Annotated in this window: 14 protein-coding genes; 8 read left to right on the forward strand and 6 right to left on the reverse strand. The window is 55.7% G+C overall.

Annotated features, from left to right (window positions below; genetic code table 11):
- Positions 1 to 127: 127 nt before the first annotated feature.
- Positions 128 to 1,087 (forward strand): helix-turn-helix domain-containing protein, encoded by a 960-nt coding sequence (locus VNX88_07505; GenBank protein ID HWY68496.1) that lies wholly within the window; start codon positions 128 to 130, stop codon positions 1,085 to 1,087.
- 109 nt (positions 1,088 to 1,196) lie between these two features.
- Here the strand turns inward: VNX88_07505 and VNX88_07510 are convergent, their stop codons facing one another.
- The 3 genes from VNX88_07510 to VNX88_07520 all read right to left on the reverse strand — a co-directional run bounded on the left by VNX88_07510 (position 1,197) and on the right by VNX88_07520 (position 3,912).
- Positions 1,197 to 1,517 carry a hypothetical protein gene (locus VNX88_07510; GenBank protein ID HWY68497.1) on the reverse strand — a complete coding sequence of 107 codons (321 nt, stop codon included), beginning with the start codon at positions 1,515 to 1,517 and terminating at the stop codon, positions 1,197 to 1,199.
- Between the two features lie 128 nt (positions 1,518 to 1,645).
- Entirely contained in the window at positions 1,646 to 2,602 is a 957-nt protein-coding gene (gene lpxK / locus VNX88_07515; protein HWY68498.1) for a tetraacyldisaccharide 4'-kinase, read from the reverse strand.
- On the reverse strand, positions 2,599 to 3,912 hold the full coding sequence (locus VNX88_07520; GenBank protein ID HWY68499.1) for a 3-deoxy-D-manno-octulosonic acid transferase: 1,314 nt from the start codon (positions 3,910 to 3,912) through the stop codon (positions 2,599 to 2,601). The genes lpxK and VNX88_07520 overlap by 4 nt, the downstream gene beginning before the upstream one ends.
- A 222-nt stretch (positions 3,913 to 4,134) precedes the next feature.
- Here VNX88_07520 and VNX88_07525 point away from each other — a divergent pair, with 222 nt between their 5' ends.
- Complete coding sequence (locus VNX88_07525) at positions 4,135 to 6,567, forward strand: ABC transporter permease (GenBank protein ID HWY68500.1); 2,433 nt, start codon at positions 4,135 to 4,137, stop codon at positions 6,565 to 6,567.
- Between the two features lie 240 nt (positions 6,568 to 6,807).
- Here VNX88_07525 and VNX88_07530 read toward each other — a convergent pair whose 3' ends face one another.
- A complete protein-coding gene (locus tag VNX88_07530; protein ID HWY68501.1) occupies positions 6,808 to 8,106 on the reverse strand; it encodes an amidohydrolase family protein in 1,299 nt (432 codons plus the stop codon).
- Between the two features lie 235 nt (positions 8,107 to 8,341).
- Here VNX88_07530 and VNX88_07535 point away from each other — a divergent pair, with 235 nt between their 5' ends.
- Positions 8,342 to 8,938: a PEP-CTERM sorting domain-containing protein gene (locus VNX88_07535; protein HWY68502.1), complete on the forward strand. Its 597-nt coding sequence runs from the start codon at positions 8,342 to 8,344 to the stop codon at positions 8,936 to 8,938.
- A 169-nt stretch (positions 8,939 to 9,107) separates the two neighbouring features.
- On the opposite strand, the gene VNX88_07540 is transcribed toward VNX88_07535, so the two are convergent.
- Entirely contained in the window at positions 9,108 to 11,939 is a 2,832-nt protein-coding gene (locus VNX88_07540) for a protein kinase (protein ID HWY68503.1), read from the reverse strand.
- Positions 11,940 to 12,225: 286 nt separating this feature from the next.
- Positions 12,226 to 13,239 carry a hypothetical protein gene (locus VNX88_07545; GenBank protein ID HWY68504.1) on the reverse strand — a complete coding sequence of 338 codons (1,014 nt, stop codon included), beginning with the start codon at positions 13,237 to 13,239 and terminating at the stop codon, positions 12,226 to 12,228.
- Positions 13,240 to 13,457: 218 nt separating this feature from the next.
- Here VNX88_07545 and VNX88_07550 point away from each other — a divergent pair, with 218 nt between their 5' ends.
- From VNX88_07550 to VNX88_07570, 5 genes are all read left to right on the forward strand, one after another.
- The gene (locus VNX88_07550) at positions 13,458 to 14,567 is read left to right on the forward strand and encodes a phospholipase D-like domain-containing protein (protein ID HWY68505.1); all 1,110 of its coding nucleotides are present in this window, start codon (positions 13,458 to 13,460) and stop codon (positions 14,565 to 14,567) included.
- A 257-nt stretch (positions 14,568 to 14,824) separates the two neighbouring features.
- Entirely contained in the window at positions 14,825 to 15,448 is a 624-nt protein-coding gene (locus tag VNX88_07555) for a hypothetical protein (protein ID HWY68506.1), read from the forward strand.
- On the forward strand, positions 15,445 to 16,401 hold the full coding sequence (locus VNX88_07560) for a metallophosphoesterase (protein HWY68507.1): 957 nt from the start codon (positions 15,445 to 15,447) through the stop codon (positions 16,399 to 16,401). The genes VNX88_07555 and VNX88_07560 overlap by 4 nt, the downstream gene beginning before the upstream one ends.
- 174 nt (positions 16,402 to 16,575) lie before the next feature.
- Entirely contained in the window at positions 16,576 to 17,580 is a 1,005-nt protein-coding gene (locus VNX88_07565) for a type I phosphomannose isomerase catalytic subunit (protein ID HWY68508.1), read from the forward strand.
- Positions 17,581 to 17,592: 12 nt separating this feature from the next.
- Entirely contained in the window at positions 17,593 to 18,705 is a 1,113-nt protein-coding gene (locus VNX88_07570; GenBank protein ID HWY68509.1) for a mannose-1-phosphate guanylyltransferase, read from the forward strand.
- The last annotated feature ends 232 nt before the right edge of the window (positions 18,706 to 18,937 follow it).

The following is an 18,937-nucleotide window of genomic DNA, read 5'->3' on the forward strand; positions in this document are numbered from 1 at the left end:
TCTTGGCAATCGCTGGCTATGGTTTCGTCCTTCCTGTCGCGTGTGCGTCGGCTGCATTCCACTTTTGTGAGCATGAAGCAACGACAGAGGTATAGGCAGGAATGATACTTTTAGTATCATATTTGCCATGCGCGTCCATGTCCTTGTGCTCGATGGTGTTTTCGATTTGGGGTTATCCGCTGTCCTCGATGCCTTTCAGACGGCCAACGAACTCGCCGAGATGTCTGGGATCTCTGGCGAGCGATTTGATGTGAAGATCGTCAGCGTCCTCAAATCGATCAAGACCTCGCAAGGCCTGACTGTCCCGGTGCAGGCGATTGGCTCAAAGGTACCTGACTGCGTCGTGGTTCCGGCGATTGGGTTCAAGATGCCTGAGCCCTTAGAGGCAGCACTCGCGCGGCCAGACATTCAGGATGCCGCTGTTCTCTTGCAGCGGTGGGCTCGAAAAGGCGCAATGATGACCGCCGCCTGCGTTGGGACCTTCGTAATGGCCGAGTCTGGCCTGCTCGATCATCAACGCGCTACCACCACCTGGTGGCTGGTACCAATGTTCCGCCGGCGTTACCCGAAGGTGTTGCTCGACGAATCGAACATGCTGGTAAAGTCCGGACGTTTCGTGACTGCAGGAGCGGCGCTTAGCCACATGGACCTTGCGTTGTGGATCATCCGGGGAGTCAGCCCGCGCCTCGCTTCGCTCACGGCGAAGTATCTCATCGTCGACTCGCGGCCATCGCAGTCCGCCTATGCGTTGACCGATCACCTCGTCCACTCTGATCCAATTGTCCAGCGTTTTGAAGATTGGGCTCGCGCGAGATTGAAACGTGGATTCTCCTTAGACGATGCTGCCAGGGCAGTTGGGTCAAGCAAGCGAACCCTCGCGCGCCACATGCATGCGGTGCTGGGCAAATCCCCGCTATCGTATTTCCAGAGTCTGCGGGTTGAGCGCGCTGTCCATCTGCTCAAAACCAGCAGCGCCAGTGTCGATGAAGTCGCGGCCCGCGTCGGATATGCCGACGGTACTACTTTGCGGAACCTTTTGCGGCGCCGGTTAAAACTCGGAATCAAGGAAATCAAAAGGATCGCCTGAACCTCGCTACGCTCGAACCTGAAGCGCCAGAGGGAGGCGGCACGGCCACCCTCCCGGCCGTGCCGACCAAATTCCCCGTGAGGTGCCGGTGATCAGAGCTGTCCGAAGGTTACGCGGCATTTCGAATCTCTTCAGAAACCTTGGCTCCCAAAATCTCGGTTTTTTCTATGGAAAGCGGCACGGCGAAAAGATTTGGGGCCTGCGCCATAAGTGCTTTGGCAATGGGTCCGTTGAGGTGAGCTTGCCTTCCAGACTCGTCGGGAAACGCATCGAATATGCCGAACGTAGACGGGCCCAGGCGCAGCGCAAACCACAGCGGGGTGGTGGCCTCCTGATTTGCCATCTCGAGACCCTGCTTCAGGAAGGCGGCGACTTCTTTTTCCTTCCCGGGTTTCGCCTCAAGTCGTACAAACAATCCGAGTGAAAGCATTTCTAATTCTCCTTAGGCCGAAGTGCGGCCTGTTCCGAAGTTACGCCCGATCGCGTACTTGTCCTAGGGGCAGGAATGCCATGTTTAGTATCATTCTTGCCATGCAAAACAAAAAGGCGGGCTGGTTGTCATAGATGCGGGCACACAGCCCGCTCCGCCAATATGCCAAGCAGGTGCTTAATTGCGTTCTCCGAATCTTGCAGTTCAATTTTCATTGGAATTACGACCGGGCGAAGCTTATCCAAGTGCGCGCCTAAATTGACGGCATCCTTCTCTGTGGTGACCAACATGGAGCCGGGAAGACCAGTTCGAATGGCGGTAAGGCGCTGCACGTCTGCGGCGGTGTAACGGTGGTGATCACGGAATGCGATCTCTTTGCGTAAGTCGACTACTGCCGATCGCAAGGCATCGAAGAATCGTTGGGGACGCGCGATTCCGCAAAATGCAATTACTGGTGACTGGAATTCGGGAATCTCCATTTTTCTTTCAATGTGCCACAGCTGAAACTTACCTTTTGGCAATCTGCCGATGGGGAACTCGCAGTCCACTATCACCGCATCGGCGCGCAACAAAGATGCAACTGACTCGCGCAATCTTCCGGAGGGAAGCAGCTTGTCGTCGAGGTCTTCGGTATTGAGAAGGACGATATCGAAGTCGCGATGGAGCTGGCGGTGCTGGAAGGCGTCATCGAGGAGGTGCATTCGGTTCTGCGATGCTCCCGCACCTTCATCTTCGGCGTAAACACCAGCCGAATAGCGGCTTTCGCCAACAATCACCGGACAACGCAGTTTGCGCGCGATCAGCAGGGGCTCGTCACCAAATTGCTCCGGAGTTCCCGACGGGTCCACTTTCATCACTCCCGAAGTAGAACGCCGGTATCCTCGCGAGAGCACATCGATCCCGATTCCCTTTTTGAGAAGTAATTCACCGAGGGCGATGACAAAAGGCGTTTTGCCGGAGCCGCCGGCTGAGATGTTGCCGACGCTTACGACCGGCCAGTTCAGATGGCGAGGCTTGAAAATCCTGCGGTCGTAGAGGGCATTGCGCGCAGAGACGACTTCGCCATAGATGCCGTCGAGAATCATGAGGTGCGTGGCATGCTCAACTGCTCACTCGGCGACTGGTCTCGCGCGAGAAGGTCCCGCAACTTCGCAGCGGTGCGTTGCGTGCTGCCTCGGCCGCTCTCGATCACGGCCCAGGCGCGGTCTCCGAGCTGCACCGCGTCGTGCGGCGATCGCAAGAGCATAAGCACGGCTTCAGTGACTTGATCTGGAGTGACAATGCGGACAGAATCATGCTTGAGAAAGGTTTGGACGATCCCGCGGAAATTTTCGTAGTGAGGTCCAATCAAGATTGGTTTCGCGAAATGCGCAGGTTCCAGAATATTGTGTCCGCCACGCGCAACCAGCGATCCCCCGACAAATGTCACATCAGCGAGCGAATACACGGATGCAAGCTCGCCAATCGTGTCGAGCAATAGCACGCCACCGCCCAGCGGAGACGAACTCCAGGAAGATCGTCTCCAGAAGCTGATGCCAGACTCGCGCAGCAGGTCGGCAACGGCATCGAAGCGCTCCGGGTGACGCGGCGCGAGAACGACGAGCGCCTGCGGGAACTCGCCGAAGATTTTCTTGAAACACGGCGCAAGCAGCGCCTCTTCACCTTCAACCGTGCTGCCAAAGACGAGAACCTTCTGATCGGGAGCAATGGATCTTCGCAGTGCGCTCGATAGCGCAGATTCAGGCGGCGCCTTCACGTCGAATTTCAGATTGCCGGCGACCAAAACTCTGTCAGGCAGCGCGCCGATGGCGATGAGCCGTTCGCGATCACTTTCCGTCTGCGCGAGAAACAGCTCCACGTTTCGGAGCACGTCGCGCAACAAGAAACGAAAGCGGCGATAGCCAGGAAACGAGCGATCGGAGATTCGCGCGTTCACAACGGCGATTTCTGCGCCGCGCTGCTTCGCGAGGTGCAAGAGATTTGGCCAGAACTCAGTTTCCGCGAGGATCAACAGTTGAGGAGCGATGCTCTTCAGATAAGCGTTCACTGCAAACGGCAAATCGAGCGGCAAATAGAACACGCTCTCTTCGCCAAATCGCTTCCGCGCCAGGGTTTGACCAGTGAGAGTGGTTGTCGAGACGAAGATGCGCTTCTCGGGAAACGCGGCCTTGAGCGCTTGCACCAATTCACTAACCGCCAACACTTCACCAACAGAGACGGCGTGCACCCAGATTGAGCCTTCTGAATGCTGTGGGAGTTTGAGCCGCGGCGGCACTGAACCGAATCGTTCCTTGAATCCCGCACGATACTTGCCGGCGCGCGCCATTCCTATCAACCAATAAGGAAGGCTGAGTATCGAGGCCAGCGCGTACAAAATTGAGTAAATCAGGTACATGCGAAACCGAACAAGCAATTGTAAGGGCCAGAATAAGCTTCCGTCGGCTAGCAGCTGTTCACAATCGGACATCATGGACCAGCGACGAACGTTCGTTCTTCTCTTAACTTCAAATAACACTCTGTTCTGACTCAACATACAGCTGTAGCCAGTTGGTGCTAAACGTGCGCTCTTTGCTTCGATTGGCCTCGTCCAAACCCGGGCTGAGCGTGAGGAGTGCAAGTGGATAAATTGCTTCAGGAACTTCGTTATGGCATGCGGCAGCTGCGCAAGTCGCCGGCGTTTACGGTAACGGCGATTCTTACGCTGGCTTTCGGGATTGGCGCGAACGTGGCTGTGTTCAGTGTGATGAATGCGGTGCTCCTGAATCCGAGCGGCCTGCACAATCCGCAGGGACTGGTTGCGCTTCGGGCGAAGTACACCCTGGGCGGGATGAACAACATTCCGATGTCGGCTCCTGATTTTCAGGACGCGTTGGAAGGCCGCAACCTCTTCGATACGGCGGCGGTCATGCAGCCCGGCAGCTTTAACTATGCGGCAAGCGACGGGGAACCTGTTCGTCTGCAGGCAGCGAAAGTCTCCTGGCGTTGGTTCGATGTCTTCCAGGTGAAGCCGATTCTCGGACGCAACTTCCGCATTGAGGACGACCAGCCGAATGCGAACTATTCCATTGTTCTTTCGTACACGACATGGAAGCAGCGCTTCGGAGGTGATCCGAATATCGTCGGACGCAAGTTGCAGCTCAACCAGCAGGTTTATGAAGTGATCGGCGTCATGGGTCCGGAGTTTGGATGGCCCAATCAAGCCGAGTTCTGGACTCCGCTCGCGCTCCCCTCGAATCGCTTCTTCGATAAAAACTTCCGCTACAACGAAAATCTATTTGCGGTGGCGAGATTACGCCCGAATGCCAGACTCGAGCAGGCGAATGCTTACTTGAACGTGCGCGCGCAAGAGGTGATCGCGGGTGAAGGCGCCAACAGCTATGGGCAGCGTGCAGGATGGGGCATGTTTGCCATGCCGCTGATTGACTTTGTCGCCGGCGATCTGCGCAAGCCCCTCTTCCTGCTGCTCGGCGCGGTCGCGCTCGTGCTGCTGATTGCGTCGCTCAACATCGCTGGACTGCAACTGGCGCGCGCATCTGATCGCGAGCGAGAGACTTCGATTCGCGTCGCGTTAGGTGCGCCAAGTGGGCGGCTCGTTGCTCAAGCTTTTCTTGAAAGCTTCTTACTCGCCTGTGGCGGACTGGCGGTTGGACTCGTTCTCGCGAAGACTGTAATCCCCCTTTTGCTCCTGCTGGCTCCGGAGAATTTAGTGCGCAATATTCAGGTGCAGTTGCAGACTCCGGTGCTCTTGTTTGTCAGCGGCATCGTGTTGTTAGCGGTACTGCTCTGCGGCTCCGCGCCGGCGTGGCAGATGACGCGCTTCAAATGGGTGCAGGCGCTCCGCGAGAGTGGACGTTCTGACAGCGCGAGTCGGGGACGTCAGCGTCTGCGTTCGGGACTTGTCGTGTGCGAAATCGCCGTCGCAATGTTGCTGCTGGTGAGCTCCGGACTGCTTGTAAGCAGCTTGAAGAAGGTGCAGCAGGTTGAGACGGGGTTCGAGCCTCATGGAGTGATGTCGGGCCGCGTCTCACTGCCGCGCAGCGTTTATTCTTCCGACGATAAGAAGGCGGCCTTCTATGCTGCCGCCCTCGATCAGCTGAGGAATGTTCCCGGTGTGACCGACGCAGCGTGGGCCGACTCTTTGCCTTTTGATGGTCAGGGCGGCGAGTCGTCGTTCAACATTAAGGGACGGCCGACTGCGCCGGGAGATCCCGGACCGCATGCAAACATTCGTCTCGCATCCGCGGGCTACTTCCGCACCCTGCGTATTCCGCTTCTACGCGGCCGAGAGTTCACCGCCGAGGATCGCGCGTCGACGGAAAAGGTAGTCGTTATCGATGACGTGCTGGCAAAACAGTACTTCCCGAATCAGGACCCGCTGGGACAGCAAATCGGATTTGATCCGAAGTACTACACGATTGTCGGGTTAGTGGCCCACGCGCGTTTTTCCTCGCTCGACTCTGATTCGATCGAGGGTACGTATTACTTCCCCATGGCGCAGCTACCTGATTCGGACACAGCGTTCGTAGTCCGCACGAATCTCTCGCATCCCGAGCAGCTTCGATCTCAGCTTGAGAGCGCGATTCGCGCGGTTGATCCAAGCCAGCCAGTCTACGATTCCCGCACCATGGAGGAGTTGGTCGACAGCTCGCTGGTGAGTCGGCGATTCCTGGTGGTCTTGCTCTCGACGTTCGCGGGCCTTTCCTTGTTCTTGGCCGTGCTCGGCCTCTACGGTGTTGTCACCTACATGGTCAAGATGCGCGTTCGGGAGATTGGCGTGCGCATGGCGCTGGGAGCGCAGCGCTCCGACGTTCGCAAGATGATCTTGAAGAGCGGAGCAGAACTCGCTGTGATCGGATCGATCCTGGGAATCTTCGCGACGTTTGTGATTGGACAAACGCTCTCAAGCATGCTGTATCAGGTGAAGCTCTACAATCCGGCGAATTTGTTGATCACATCTGCCTTGCTGGCAGCAGTAGTGCTCATGGCCAGTTATTTGCCGGCCTGGCGGGCTTCAAATCTGAATCCGATGCAGACGTTGCGGGATAACTAATTTCGAATATCAAGGAAAAATGCAGGGGGATTTCGAATTTGCTTTCGAAATCCTCAAATTCTGCCCAAAACCAGCAAAATTCATCGAACCGCAGGGAATTAACAGCGAACTCTGCGGATTTCCCCCTAACACTCCGTCAGCTCAACACTTAGCTCAGCCGGTAAAACGATTCAGAAAAATAACAGGGAATGCCCAGGGAATTATTCGTTCCATAATGGGAACAGCCACGGCGTGTGCTCGTCAGGGTTTTCTATACACTTCGCCGCCCTTCATCACGAAGTCGATCTTCTGCAGCGCGCCTACGTCCTCCAGCGGATTGCCTGGTGTAGCGACAATGTCGGCAAACTTTCCCACATCGATTGAACCAACCTGGTCTGACATGTTCAGCAGATCGGCGGCGTTTCGCGTGGCTGATTGGATCGCCTGCACCGGAGTCATGCCGTACTTCACCATCAGAGGGAATTCGACGGCTGGATTGATCTTCCAATCGAAGCCGCCAACGTCGGTTCCGAATGCGATCTTTACGCCTGTTTTCAGCGCGCGGCGGAAGGTGTCTTCGTGGATCTTGAGCATCTGCAGCCACACAGGAGCTCCGGCCTTGGCGCGGCCTTCGGCGACATATTCGCCTACATAGATGGTGGGCACGTAGTAGATGCCTTTCGCGGCCATCGTTTTCAAGTCGGCATCGCTGATGTAGTTCCCGTGCTCAATCGAATCGACTCCGGCTTCCACGGCATTATGGACACCTTGCAGCGCCATCGCGTGCGCAGCGATTTTGTGGCGCTGGCGATGAGCTTCATCAACTGCAGCGCGGAGTTCTTCCGGCGTAAACGTCGGAATATCGTCGAGCACGCCATCCGGCCGAACGTAGTAGCTGCGATCGACGTAGACTTTGATCCAGTCTGCGCCGTAGGACAATTGCTCGCGTACCGCCTTTCGCACGTTGTCCGTACCATCGACAAGTTCGACTCCGTGCGGCACCTGGACCTCCGGCGCATAGCCGAGCAACGGATATGAGCCGGTGACGTCCATCGCGCGGCCAGCGACCTTCATCCGCGGACCGGGAACGATGCCTCGGTTGATCGCGTTACGCAGATCGACGTCGGCGTATCCCGCGCCTTCGGTTTCCAGATCGCGAATGGTGGTGAACCCATTGTTGAGCGCCCGCACCGCCGACCGGGTAGCCTGAATCGCCCGATAGGCGATCGACTCCTTCAACAACTGTTTGTCGTAGTCCTCAGCAGTGATGTCGCCCTGTAGCAGTACGTGAGTGTGGGTGTCGATGAGTCCGGGCAGGCAGGTTTCGGTTTGCAAATCAATCGTGCCGCTTGGCAGAGGCTGACCGACACCGCGAACTCCCGTGATTTTGCCATCCCTGATCTCGATCAATTGCCGAGAAGCGAGCTGGCCGGAGGCAGAGTTGAACAGCGAGCCGCAGAAAATGTAGGTCGTGTGCTCCCCAGGCGCGGATGACGTCGGTTGTGTCTGTGCAAACACAGAGGAGGCTAGTGCGACGAAGAACAAGGAAGCGATTCGCATGCAGAGGCTTTGTACGTGAAACTGCGGCGCCTTTCAAGGGAACGACGCTGCGAACCTGCGAAGTGCCTCTCAATCCCACTCAATTGCCACTTGGGCTGCAACACTTTGCAGGAATTAGGGAACTATAAAGATCGTTACAGCACCCAAGTCTCTGCTTTAGATAGAGTTAGTTCTCTTCCGAATTGGCACAATTATTGCACTGGAAGTACCTTCGAACTCGGGAGGAGTGTAGTACATGAAAGGTATTCGAGCACTTTTGTTCTTGGTCCTGATGTTTACCTGGAGCGGTTTTGCCTTCGCAGACGGACTGCCAGCGGATCCTGCGATAGAAATCAACGATCCGATCTGCACAAGTGAGTTTGGCACCTGCGCTCCGCTGGTCAATGCTTTGGTGCCGTTCACTTTCTCTGCCGACGCTAACGGCAGCGGCAGCATCTTCTTCGAGGTCAACCCGCTCGGTCCAGCGTTCACCGATCTTAATGTGCAAACTTTGGGAACTTTCGCTAGCACAACGGATGTTGTCTGTTCAAGCAATGTATTCCAATGCGACGTCTCATTTATCGGTGGAGTAACGAACATGTTCTTCCACTCATGCAGTGACTGCGGCTCCAGAAGCTTCCCACCTGGCGATGTTATTAATATCCTCTTGGGGGACAATACCGGGTTGCAGAACTTACGGTGGCAGCCGAACCAGTCGTTTACGGCCATCGCCAATCTCGGCACAGCTTCGACCACCTCCTTTATCTCGACACCTGAACCATCGTCACTTCTCCTGTTTGGAACGGGCGCGATTTTCGCAATGAGAAGGAAGCTTAAGTTCCGCCGAAACTAGATCGTTCACTGACTCGGAAACGGCGCGCACTTCTTGTGGCGCGCCGTTTTGCTTTAGAGGTGCCCGTTGCCCAAGCGGTACGAGGACACTCCGGGGCGGTCGTAGCCGGTAACACGACGATACCTAGATGGCCGACACGGAGCCAGCGGCCACCGCTGGTACCCCAGCATCAGTTAGATTTTTGCTGGACTTGCTTTACTAGGTCTGTGAACTGAGGAAGCGCAACGAGCTTGGAGAGTTCTGGATCGCTTTGGATCTCGCGCAACGAATACTTCTTGTCCAAAGCCTGCCCTAGGCTATTAAGAGCGTCGTCCTGACGTCCGTTGAGCCACTGCACGACAGCTTGCGTGTAGATCAGCGTAGCGTCGTTGGCATCAATGGCCCGGGCGCGGCGAATCAGGTCGGCGGCTTTGCTGCTGTCGCCCTTCTTCGCGTAATACAGCGCTATTCGCCCCATGCGCGAGGCATCTTTCGGATTCACTTGTACCTCTTTGAATCCCTGGGCAATGGCTTGATCATACGTTGCATTCGCTTCCTGGGTCTTGCCCGCCCAACGATAAGAATCGGCTAGATTGCCGAGATGGATTTCGGAAGCGTCGCCGCCCGCACGATCCAGATTCACAGCTTCGTTAAACATCTCGACGGCCTTGTCATACTGCTTCAGGTAAAAGTATGCAGTCCCAAGGTTCGAATACCCGACTGAATGTTTCTTGATCTCTAACGACTTCTGCAGGATGGGAACGGCTTTTTCGTAGTCCCCCATGCTTAAGTAAACGGCACTCAGATTCTGATACCCCGCTACTTCCCCGGGTTCTAGTTCCGTTACGCGTTTGAATGCCTCTAAGGCTCTTGGGTACTCGCTGAACTTGACGCACGCACTACCGAGCACGTTGTAGTTGAACCAGTAGTACCGGTTCAGTTCGATCGCCTTCTCATAAGCTGCCAAGGCTTCCTGTTTGTTATTCCCAGCGCGGAATGCGTCTCCTAACCGCCGATAGCCGTCATCGGAGTTTGGAGCCAATTCCAGGGCTCGCTTTATCTCGGATACAGCTTCCGCAGTTTTGCCCGTCGCGATGTAAGCACTGCCCAAGGCAAAGTGGACTTCTGGAAGGTTGTCGTTCTGACTTTGCGCCGCCTGGGCCGCGCTCAATGCCTGCTGTGCCCAGTCGCCCTGCTTGGTAGCCTTCCACATTCTCAGGTTGGCGTCGGCGATTCCAGAGTACGCAATCGCGAAGCTCGGATCTTCCTTAATAGCCAACTCATAGAAGTGGATAGCATTCTTCACGTTCTTAACGTCAAGCTGACCGCGCATGGCACTCTTGCCTTTCAGATATTGCTCGTACGCGGCATAGTTTTCGGTCTGGTGAAGACTGGTGCGCGACACACCTTCGTCGGATGGCTTGCCCTCAATAATCTTGAGAAGCTCAGAGTAGACTTGATCCTGAGTAATAAGAATGTCTTGACGGACTCCGCGAAAGTCCTTCTGTAGGAGTCGTTTGCCGGTGGCAGCGTCGTCAAGCTTCACGCCAATCACCAGCCTGTCGCCATCGGATTCTACAGTGCCTCTAATTACAAACTTTACTCCTAACGCTCGTCCGATATTGTTTGCCAGATCGTCAACGTTTTTGATTCGTTGCACGTCGGACGGCGAAGCGACCTGTACGTCTTTCAATCCAAATAACTTGGTATAGAGCGCTTCGCTGATACCTTCTGCGAGGTAGTCCTCGCCGCTCCGTTGGCTCATGTCCCGGAAGGGTAGAACAGCCACGAACTTGGTAGGAGCGGCAACCGCCTGGTTCGATGTACCAGGTTCCAGCATGTAACGCCGAACGGCAATTCCGCCACCGATGAGAACGGCCAGAGCGAGCACGGTGACAATGATGGAAGCCGCCGAAAAGTGCGGCAGGGTAATCTGCTTTGTCTTCCGTGTCTTTCCCGCAGGCGTGCAATGCTCGGCTTCCAAGTCACCAAGCACGTCGTCGAAGGTTTGATACCGTCGAGCAACATCCTTCTCCAGGCAGCGCATGATGATGCCGGCCAGATAAGGCGGCAGCTTGGAGTTCAGCAGCGTCGGATTCCGGGGCATGGACTGAACACGTCCGAGCATCAGCTGGAGCGTGTTGCCCTGAAAAGGCAAATCCCCGGTGACCATCTCGTACAGCATCAGACCAAACGAATAGATGTCACTACGGCCGTCGACCGCAGAGCACTCCACCTGTTCCGGCGACATATAGCGCGGAGTGCCAAGTACCTGCCCTACCGCGGTCATCGCGGTCACTGCCAGAGCGTCAGCCTCCAGCGACTTTGCCAGGCCGAAATCGGAGACATACACGCATTGCGCCTGGTCGATCAGGATATTTTGCGGCTTCAGGTCGCGGTGCACCACGCCTTCCTGGTGGGCAGCGGCCAGGGCCTGGCAGATCTGTTTGCCGAAATCGAGCGCTTTATCCAACGGCAAGATGATGTGCTGCTGTAAGACCTCCGCAAGGCTGCGGCCCTCGATGTAGGCCATCGAGATGAACTTCACCCCGGCACCCTCGCCCAAGTCATGAATACGCAGGACGTGCTTATGGGAAATGCGGCTGGCGAGCAGCAATTCCTGCTTGAAGCGCTGCACAATGTCCGTATTTGCCATCAGTTCGGAGCGGATGACCTTAAGCGCCACCATCCGATCGAGTTCGAGGTCATAGGCCTTGTAGACGGCCCCCATTCCCCCTTCGCCGAGTTTGCCTTCTACTCTGTACCGTGAACCAAAATCGGGAATCGGTATGGAATCACTCGCAGGGGCTGGACCAGCGGCAGACCTCGCCCCAACCGGGCCCGAACTGGGACCAATGGGTCCGGAGGAAGCCCCCGGCTCAGGTGTAATCGGCCCAACACCGGTCTCATCGCCGCGTCCAAAAAAGGGACTGGGAATGCCCGATCCGGAACTCGAATCTTTGATGGCCGGACCGTTGCCGGCCATAGTCGGGTCCTCGTGTCGTCGATCGTGGCGATCCATAGACGCTGTCTCTGGGAAGTGAGGTACGGAAGAGTTAACGAAGTATACAACGAACTTAGCTGCGAAACCCCTTTAAAACCAAGGGGAATTGCCACTTCATAAACAGTCAGTACCGTGGGAAAGCGTATACCCAGTCGGAGCGTGCAACCGATAGCTCATGAGAACTTGGTACGCATTCTCCCCTTTTAATCAAAGTACGTATTCGAGGTTGGAATGGATATGGAAATCTGCCCAGGGAACGCCGTAACTCACTGGATTTAAGCGATGGAGCGCCGACGCGCAGCGTTCACAACTTCCTCAACTCTGCAATTCGCTTCTCCACGACATCAGAGTAGGTCATCACGTCTTTGTCCGAGTAGCCTGCGGCGTGGAATGCGTCTTGAATCTGTTCGGGTTTGAGCTGTGCCAGTAAGCCGCCGATCCATTTGGCGTCTTCGACTGGGATGTTGCGTCCGATCCAGCGCAGGCGCATGCGGGTTACAAAATTGGGAATTGAGAAGATGCCGAGCAGTCCGATTACGGTGGAGTGCGCTGGGGAGGCGAAGTCCACCTTGCCGTCGTGGACGCGGGAAATGAACTTTGATTTCTTGTAGAGATCTAGCGAACCTTTGCCGCGTCCTGCACCTAGCCGGTATCCAATGCTTCCAAATGAAGCTCCGACATCGCTGACTAGGTACATCTCCGTACCGCTGCGCTTATCTTGGTAGATAGCGTTGTTCTCGTCCTTGACGTCCCAGTTATTGAACAGGGACATCATCACACGCAGTCCGTTGAACTCGCGGGTGCCATAAAACGGGCTTTTCTTCCAGCGCCAGGTATCCTTTTTTTCCGCATGCTGCGGGTGACGCTTAACGCGGGCATCCTTGACTAAGCCTCCGCTGCTTATGAAATTCTGGCCGCGATGCAAATGTGGCGGCAGATTCTTGACGCGGAGTTCAGGTACTAAGTAGTCATTCTCGGTGAAGTAGCCTACTGCCCATAGAAGGCGGGTTGCCGCAGTTTCCGGACGGGCTTCCACCCCGAGCTTGACCTTCCACTTTTCCCCATCCTGGTCGTGAACATCAAACTTGGGATTTGAGCCCTCGGTGTCTTCTTTCTCGAAGGTAACAGACGAATCGGGCCGCCCCTTCTCACCGCCGGAGCCACAAAGCAGATTGCGAGAGGAGATATCGCCGGGATCTCGCCAAATCAACGGCGGCTCGGCTTGAGCAGGTTTCGTCTTCTCGTTTTGGGCAAAACCTAATCCCGGAAGGCCGAGAAGGAAAAGGAAGATTGAAACGTGCCTGACTGTTTTGCGCATGTTTAAATCACAGGTATCCAAAGGACGGAGCGACAGATGCTCTGATCCGCCGCTTACGCCAGTCAAAGGTCCTCGTTTGGATCCGGGCGACGGCTGGAGGTGTTAGATAGCCAGAACACCTGAATAGGCTGCCTACATTGCTGTGCAACCCTCGCATCTCTTCTGGATTCAGCATCCAAGCTTGCAGGAACTCAGATGGCGGGAGGAAATCGACTCAATTGAAATTGCTTGTCCAGCCGGGAGACGGCATAGGGCCACTGGTTAAGGCCATTAAGAAAGCGAAGAAAAGCGTTCAGATTGTGATCTTCCGGTTTGACCGGCTGGAGATCGAGAAGGCGCTCGAAGATGCGGTAAAGCGTGGCGTCTCCGTAGATGCGCTGATCACCTTCACCAATCGAGGTGGAGAGAGGAATCTGCGCAAACTAGAAATGCGTTTTCTCGAGCGGGGTGTCACCGTGGCACGCACCGCGGACGATCTCGTGCGTTATCACGGCAAAATGATGATTGTGGATGGCAAGGAACTCCATCTTCTGGCGTTCAACTACACGCAAGTTGACATCGAGCGCAGCCGCAGCTTTGGCCTCATCACTCGGGAAAAAGAATTACTCAAAGGGGCGGAAGAACTATTTGATTGCGATTGCAAGCGTCGTCCATACAAGCCGAGATCGTCTCGCTTCTTAGTTAGTCCGCTGAACGCACGCGAGGAGCTCGCCAAGTTCATTAAAGGCGCAAAAAAGGAATTGCTGATTTACGACGTGAAGATCAGCGATCGCGAAATGATCAAACTGCTCGAGGAACGAGCTCGCGATGGCGTTGAAATCCGAGTGATCGGGAAGATGGCGCGCCATAGCAGCCAGATTTCAATTCGGCAATTGCCGGAGTTGCGGCTGCATACGCGAACGATCGTCCGTGACCGCAAAGAAGCGTTCATTGGAAGCCAGAGCATGCGCGAGCTCGAGCTCGACTCCCGCCGTGAAATTGGCGCGATCTTTCGCGGTGCTGGAGCGATCGCGAGGGTTATGGAAGTCTTCGAGGAGGATTGGAAAGCGGGCGTAGTTACAGCCGGAGATGATGCGGATGATGTAGTGAAACCGCCGGCCGCGAAGGTCGCAAAAAAAGTCGCCAAGGCAGTGACCAAAATTCTGCCTCCTGTAGCTCCCGTCGTGGAAGAGGTAGTGAAAGATGTTCTAAAGCCCGGCAATGGCGTGGCAATCGACCACGAAGAGATCGAGGAGACCGTAAAGCTTGCGGTTAAGCAGGCGGTGAAACAAGTGGTGCGTGAGTCAGTGGAAGACGCAGTAGAACAACAGCGCGAACCGGAAGCATAATGCGCAGATCAGGACAACAATCGACGATGTTTCGAAATGGAATGTTAGTTCCATCACGGAGCAATGAAGGCGGCTTCTGCCTCGTGTCAGGGCATCGACTTTCAGTCGTGCCGAGAGATGCCTGTGACACGCCCCTTTCCTCGCTGCCGCAGGCTAGAGCGGAGACCGAAGGGCACAGCGACAAAGAGAAAAGCATTCTTTTTTTCTTGCGCTCCCCTTTGCTACGCGCAGGCCTTCGGCGGAGCGGAAATGAAGGAATGCGCCGCTTAACGGCACGACTCAAAGTCGATGCCCTGACACGAATCAAGTCCCTAATTCTGAGTAGTCTGTTGTTGAGCACGGCTGTTGTCGCGGCAGAGCAGAAAAAATCGGGTCCGCCGGTGAATGCCAATGCGGCTATCGGGGCAAAGTTCGAGCAAAACGTAGCGGACTACATGAAGCTTCGCCAAAAGGCCCTAAGTGGGCTCTCCGTCCCGAAGAACACAGAGACACCGTCCAAGATTACTGAGTTTCAGAAGCAGCTTTCTGACAGTATTCGAACTCTTCGTCCTCAGGCTAAGCAGGGCGACATCTTCACTCCGGAAGTTGCCGGACTGTTCCAGCACCTGGTTACAGGAGCCATGCGCAGCAAGGATGGTGCACTCATTCGCACGAGCTTCCAGCGGGCTGAGCCTCTTAAGGGCGGGCACCTGGAGGTAAATGCCGCCTATCCGGATGGCTTACCATTACAGTCAATGCCACCCTCTCTGCTGCTCAATCTACCTCGCTTGCCGAAGGAGTTGGAGTATCGCTTTGTGGGACGTGAATTGATCTTGCGCGATACTCAATCGAACCTGATCGTCGATGTAATTCCCGATCTGACCATGACGCAGAAGAAATGAGTCGCCGAATCCTGGCCATTGTTGCTGTTGTTGTCCTCGGCTGTGGCCTCGTCTCTCTTCGTCCGCCTTCTCAGCTCGCAGCCATCTTCGCGCACGCCCCACAAGCCGTAGCGTCGGCCCCGGCTCCGGTCGATGTGAAGCTGCCTCTGGAAGATAAATCCGTACGCTTTGCCGTAATTGGGGACAACGGAACCGGAGATACGCCCCAGTATGAAGTCGCCGCTGAGATGGAGGCATACCGCAAGGTCGTCGGATATGACTTCGTGACCATGATGGGCGACAACATCTATGGAAGTCATAAGCCCAAGGACATCGAACGCAAATTCGAAGCTCCCTACAAGCCGCTGCTTGACGCCGGAGTGAAGTTCTACGCGTGCCTGGGAAATCACGACGACTCGAACGAGACGCTGTACAAGCCTTTCAACATGAACGGCCAACACTACTACTCGTTCAAGAAGGGCGACTTGCAGTTTTTTGTTCTCGACAGCAACTACATGGACTCAAGGCAGCTCGACTGGATCCAAAACCAGCTGAGCGGATCCACGGCGAAGTGGAAGATTGCATACTTTCATCATCCTTTGTACTCGGATGGTCGTTTTCATGGTCCCGATTTGGACCTGCGGAAGCGGCTCATGCCGATCTTTACGAAGTACGGCATGAATGTGGTGCTGTCTGGTCATGACCATGTTTACGAGCGCTTCAAACCGGAAGAGGGGATTTACTTCTTTTTGGTCGGCAACTCGGGCCAATTGCGGTACCACAACTTGCGTCAAGGCTCGAACATTATGGCAGCCGGCTTCGACACGGATTGCACCTTCATGCTGGTCGAGATCAGTGGCGATAAGCTGTACTTCCAGACAATCTCGCGAACTGGGCAGACCGTGGACTCGGGCTTACTGCAACGGCAACCCAAGCCACAAACTCCAATTCAGGCGCAGGAGCCAGTTCATTAGCAGTCGAGTGGCTCGCGGCTCTCATCTAGAACTGACATCAGGGTCGCGCAGAATCTGGTTGGTGGCCGGTTGGTGCCAGCCAACATCTCTGGCGGGAGCTGCGTCTAATATCGCGTAAGCGCCTGATTCTGAAGCTCGTCGCTGGATTTCAGCTACACTGGACATTCCTTCCCCATGGGACAACTGTATCCACTTTTGCTGCTGCCGGAATTCCATGAGCGAATCTGGGGCACGAACGATCTGAGCGCGTTTTATCCTTCCCACAAGGTTGGACATGAGCCAATCGGCGAAGTCTGGCTCACGGGCGAGGGCTGTCGCGTCGCCAACGGAACTCTTCAAGGCCGCACGCTCGGCGAGGTCTCGCAGCAGTTTGGAGAAAAGCTGAACGGCAGCCTGGCACGGGAACGACGCTTTCCCCTGCTGGTAAAAATCATCTTTCCGAAAGACAAGCTCTCAGTACAGGTCCACCCTGACGACGAAGGAGCAAAGAAGGTTGGATTGCCGTGCGGCAAAACCGAGTGCTGGTATGTGCTCGATGCTGCTCCCAGTGCCAAAGTGGGACTAGGATTGAAGTCCGGAACAAGCCGAAAAGAGGTTGAGGCTTCGATTCGTGGCAAGAACATGGAGGAATTGCTGAACTGGATTCCGGTGAAGACCGGAGACATGATTTATGTCGACGCCGGCACTGTTCACGCGATTGGTCCGGATTGTGTGCTGCTTGAAACCCAGCAAAACTCTGATACGACTTACCGGCTGTACGATTACGGGCGTCCGCGCGAGCTGCATCTGGATCTGGGTCTGGAGGCGATGAAAGAAGTAACGCGCGCAGGAAAAGTAAAGAGCCGTGGCGGCAACGGCCGCGTAGTGCTGGTCTCGTCGCCGTCTTTCGTGGTCGATAAGATGTTTCTGAAAGAGACCAAGACGTTAAGCACTGAAGAGGCGCCCGGGCGATCGTCCCCACACTGCATTATCGGACTTCGTGGATGCGGGATTATCGAATGCGATGGAACTCCGGCAATAAGCGTAGGGCGCGGCGAAGCGGCGGTGGTACCAGCTTGCATTGGCCCATACCGGATTCGGCCGCAATGGGAGTTTGAGTTTGTGCGAGCGGCTGTACCTGCCAGCGCGAAGGAGCCAGAAACCGAGAGCCCGGCGCACTTATTTTCTGCGGCTCGCTAACGTGATCTCTCAATGACAAAGATGTCAAATTTCTATCCTGTAATCCTTGCTGGCGGAAGCGGCACGCGCTTCTGGCCGCGCAGCCGGCGCAAGATGGCTAAGCAGGTTCTGAACCTCGACGGCGACCAGTCGATGATTCAGCAGACCGTCGAGCGCTTGCTCCCGCTGGCCGATGAAGACAATTTCTGGGTCATCACGAACGATCACATCTTTGAAGTAATCAGCGGGCAACTAAAGAAGGTGCCGAAAAGGCAGATCGTCTCCGAACCGGTGGCACGCAACACTGCTCCTGCGATCGGACTGGCAGCATTCCTCCTCGCTCGGCAGAACCCCAATGCAGTCATTGGCATGTTCCCGGCAGACCACGTGATCAAGGACGAGAAGAACTTTCGCAAGGTTCTCGCTGAAGGAGTCGAACTTGCCGCGGCTGGCGAAAATATCGTCGTGATGGGGATCGCGCCCAATCGTCCCGAAACGGGATACGGATACATCGAAGGCGGAGAGAAGCTTGGCGATGGTTTGTATCGCGTGCATCGCTTTACCGAGAAGCCCAATCAGCAACGCGCCGACGAGTTCCTCGCCGCCGGCAACTATTACTGGAATAGCGGAATCTTTCTGTGGTCGGCGAAGACGCTGGTCAACGCCATGCGTGAGCATTTATCTGAGACCGCGCCCTATCTCGAGGAGATTGCGGCGGCGTGGGGAACAGCGAAGTTCCACTCGATCTTCGCGCACCTTTACGAAAAGTGCGAAAACATCAGCATCGACTATGCGGTCTTGGAGCCGCGCTCCGCCAAAGGCGAGCACTCGTCGAACCTGTACTGCCTGCGCGCCGATTTCGGATGGAATGATCTCGGATCGTGGACGGCGCTCTTCGAACACCAGCTCTCCAACACGCACAATTGCGACGGATCCAACGTGATCGACGCCGAAGATCAATTCATTCTCAATGCCGAGGGCAACTACGTGTATTCGCCGAAGAAGTTTGTGGCGGCAGTGGGCGTGAAGAACCTCGTAGTTGTGGAGACCGAAGACGCCATCCTCATCACGACTCGGGAGCACTCCCAGGACGTGGGCAAGGTTGTGAAGCACCTGGCCGAGAAGAAGCTGACGAAGCTGATCTAGGCCAGAACTCGTGAAACAAAGCTTCCTAGGACCCCCGCGCGCCCTCGCGCGGGTTTTGCTGGCAAGACGAAGATTCAGGTAGCGCCAGTTGACGGTCACGAGCACGCACTCTAAGTACACGTAGCAAACACCCGGCCGAGGGCGGCCGCAGGTCCTTAACCGGTTTGTCCGCATCCGGCAACTCTGCATCCAACTTTGAGGACTGGGTGCCGGTATGGTGCTCGCACCTTGC

Source organism: Terriglobales bacterium (genome assembly GCA_035567895.1).
Lineage (GTDB): Bacteria > Acidobacteriota > Terriglobia > Terriglobales > Acidobacteriaceae > Gp1-AA112.